The following is a 3,457-nucleotide window of genomic DNA, read 5'->3' as shown; positions in this document are numbered from 1 at the left end:
AGACGCCGCCGGCAAGGGCGGCGCCATCAAGCGCATCACGCAGCGGCTCAATCCGCGCGTCTGCCGGGTCGCCGCTCTTCCCGCGCCCAGCGAGCGGGAGCGCACACAATGGTATTTCCAGCGCTATGTCTCCCATCTTCCCGCCGGCGGCGAAATGGTGTTGTTCGACCGCAGCTGGTACAACCGCGCCGGCGTCGAGCGGGTCATGGGTTTCTGCTCCGACGAGGAGGTGGAGCATTTCTTCCAGGACGTGCCGGATTTCGAGCGCATGCTGGTGCGCTCGGGCATCATCCTCATCAAATACTGGTTCTCGATCACCGATGACGCGCAGCACCTACGTTTCCAGATGCGCATCAACGATCCGCTGAAACAGTGGAAACTGAGCCCGATGGATCTCGAATCCCGCAAGCGGTGGGAGCAGTATACCAAGGCCAAGGAAGCGATGCTGGAGCATACGCATATTCCGGAGGCGCCGTGGTGGGTCGTGGCGGCGGACGACAAGAAGCGTGCCCGCCTCAACTGCATCCATCATCTGCTGACCCAGATTCCCTATGGCACGGTGGAACATCCACCCGTGGTCCTGCCGGCGCGCGTGCGCAACCCGGATTACATCCGCGGCCCCATTCCGGATGAGATGCACGTCCCTTCCCTCTACTAAGGCCGGAGAGGCCACAACCCCTGGCGCGGGCCTTGGCTTATCGTTATGCCTTCGATATGAAGACATGGACGCCAGCGGAACTGGCCTCGGCGGCAGTGGGAAGGACAACGACCGCACCCTGCCACTGGCCGCGAACCTCGATCCTGCTCGGGATCGCGCTGGCCGGCCTGACAGGCATGCGGATCGCTGCCGGCCTCGCCCTGCGCGGCCTCTATGCCGACGGCGCCTTCTACGCGGCCGAACTCTGGAACCGGCAGGGTTTCGTCATCATCGAGCCCTCGCGCTGGACGGCGCAGGTCCTGGTGCAGGCCCCGGTCGTCTTTGCGATGCGGCTGGGCGCCACGAGCCCCATCGACGTCGCGACCGCCCTGAGCCTCTCAACCAATCTCGTGCCCGTTCTGCTGACGATCGCGAGCCTTGTCCTGCTACCCGATCGTGCCCGAGCGTGGGGGCTCTTTCCCGTCTTCGTCTTTCTGGGATTCGGCGCGAGCGCAGGCATTGCCAGCATCGCGGACGGCACAACCGCCGCCGCCTATGCCTGGCTGCTGTTCCTCCTTATCCTGGGCGCGCCCGCACGCCCCCTCCCCCAGGCATGGACGCTTCTTCTCGCCGTCGGCGCCCTCAGGCTGCACGAGGCCATGAGCTTCCTGGGGCCGGTACTCCTTGTGGCTGCCTGTGAACGCATCCGGGACGCAGAGGATCGGGTCGCGCGAGGGGTGGGGATTCTCGTCGCGCTGCTGCTGGTCCTTGGCACCCTGCTCTCCCTGCATGACCTGCTCCATCCCCGTCTGGCCACCAATCGTGGCGCCTTCATCCAGGATGTGCTCGGGCTACGCTGGCTCTGCGCAGGAGACCGGCCGGATGTCTTCTCCTGTATCGGTCTCCTTGGTCTTTTGGCTCTTCCCCTTTGCTGGGTTCGACAGCCGACCCGCCGCTTCCTTTGGCCGGCTTTTGGCGTCGGTCTCGCCGCCCTGACAATCCTTGGCTTCCTGCAACCCATGGCGGCTGCAAGCAGCTTCGCCGCGCGCGGGAATGCGTGCCTTGCCTCCCTCCCCGCCATGGCCCTTTTGCTGCTGGCCCGCGGCAGACACCGGAAGGGACCAGACCGCCGGGCGCTGGCCGGCCTCGCTTCTCTTCTCTGCCTCTCCGTCACCCTCGCCGATGCGGCGGCGACCTGGCAGTGGCAGCGCTACGCACAAGCGGCGCAGACCGTTTTGAGCCATCATCGCGGCGTCATTGGCTGGGAGGCGGCGCTTGGCAGCCTCTCGCCTGCCGGGCGCGCGGCGCTTACGGGGTTCGCCTGGCCCTGGACCACACCGCTCATGAGCATCTGGATGGCACCCGGTGGGGAGGTGCGTAGTGTGATCGCCAATCCCCCAGGCATTGCCTGGGAACCCTTCGATCCGCTTGGCCTCGCGCCGCTCTTAGGGCGCAAGGTAGTGCCGGACCGCGCAGAGGTGCTTCGAGCCATTTCAGGCGGATAGGCGGGTCTCGAGGCTCGCCGGGCGATCGAGCAGGCCAAGGCGACTGGCCTCTGCTTCCCCCAAGGGCTGCGCGGGCGCCGGCAGGCGTGCGGCATCGGCGATACCCTTCGCCCGGCAGAGAAAAAACGCCTCGCGATAGGCAGCGTCCAGTTCCACTTGGGATTGCGCGGTCAAAGGTGGCGCGCAGGGCCCGCGCATCTGCATCATCCGGTCAAGCCCCCGCACGCGGCGCAGGATAGCGGCAAAATCCGTGGCAACCGCTGACCACGCGGCGAGACCCTGGTCGATCTCGCAATAGGCACGCACGTCCTCGTCCGGATGCAGGCAGGCGAAGACCCATTGGGAGCGACCCTGGCGGATTGAGCGGCGGCAGAAATCGTCGAAGCTCAGGCCGCGGATCATGGTGGTCCGGGCGGTGGGCTCGTAGATGACGTTGAGGCCGTGCACCCGTTCCAGCCGCCAGGCAAGTTCGATATCCTCGCAGCCGAAGCGGAAGACCGGGTTGAAGACGCCGAACTCCGTGAGCAGTGCCCGCTTGACGGAACTGCGCCCACCCCAGAACTCGCGGAAGGTCAGTTTCTGCCCCGGCTGCATCCAGCCCTGGCTGAACAACTGACTTCCGGCACCGGAGACATGGCGCATGAGCGGCAGGTCCGCAATCTCGGGTGCCAGCACCGTGCGGCCGAGAATGATGGCACCGCGCTCCCGGTGCCGAAGATGTCCCGATAGATGCGCCGTCAACAGATCGGGAGACGGCACGTCGTCGTCATCCACAAAGAGCAGGATGGGGCTTCGGCTCATGAAGATACCGAGGTTCTTGGCCGCGGCGAGCCCCGCCGCGTTCTGCCGCACCACGCGCATCGGCAGCCGGCTCCGATAGGCATCGAGCACGGCCGCGGTTCCATCGGATGATCCATCATCCACTACGAGCAGCTCATAACGGTCCGGCGGAAGCCGCAGCGCGCAAAAACCTTCCAGCACGCGCGGCAATAGATGTGCGCGGTTATGCGTCGTCAGGATCGCGGAAATCTCGGGTGCCTCAGGCATAGGCTTCGATCACGCTGAACGCGAGAGACGGTGGCAAGTGGCGGCGGGAGGCGAGACGGTCCGCCATGGCGCGGGCCGCGCCGTCGTGATCATAGCCCGTCACCGGCCGTCGCAGACGATGGGCGATGGGCGATGCATCGACGATGCCGAGCCGCAGACCCGCCGCCTCCACCGCCACCGGCCAGACGAAATCCAGCCCCCAGCCCATGCCGGCCTCCGGCCCGAAGGGCAACAGCAAAGCCATCGCGTCGCGACGGATCGCGACAAG

3 protein-coding genes and 1 pseudogene are annotated in these 3,457 nt (G+C 66.2%); 2 read left to right on the top strand and 2 right to left on the bottom strand.

Going from position 1 to position 3,457, the window contains the following annotated elements:
* Both ppk2 and VL752_RS14045 read left to right on the top strand, forming a co-directional pair.
* Positions 1-658, top strand: a 658-nt coding sequence (gene ppk2, locus VL752_RS14050) for a polyphosphate kinase 2 (RefSeq protein WP_325356302.1), incomplete at its 5' end; no start/stop codon positions are given.
* A gap of 32 nt (positions 659-690) precedes the next feature.
* The gene (locus tag VL752_RS14045; RefSeq protein ID WP_325356301.1) at positions 691-2,142 is read left to right on the top strand and encodes a hypothetical protein; all 1,452 of its coding nucleotides are present in this window, start codon (positions 691-693) and stop codon (positions 2,140-2,142) included.
* Here VL752_RS14045 and VL752_RS14040 read toward each other — a convergent pair.
* Positions 2,131-3,189, bottom strand: coding sequence for a glycosyltransferase family 2 protein (locus tag VL752_RS14040; protein ID WP_325356299.1), 1,059 nt, complete (start codon positions 3,187-3,189; stop codon positions 2,131-2,133). The genes VL752_RS14045 and VL752_RS14040 overlap by 12 nt on opposite strands.
* Positions 3,182-3,457 (bottom strand): annotated as a pseudogene (locus tag VL752_RS14035) (hypothetical protein); the annotation flags it as partial. The gene VL752_RS14040 and the pseudogene VL752_RS14035, both read right to left, overlap by 8 nt.

Source organism: Acidisoma sp. (assembly GCF_035492295.1).
In the GTDB taxonomy this organism is placed as follows: domain Bacteria; phylum Pseudomonadota; class Alphaproteobacteria; order Acetobacterales; family Acetobacteraceae; genus Acidisoma.
This window is presented reverse-complemented; position numbering and strand designations above follow the sequence as displayed.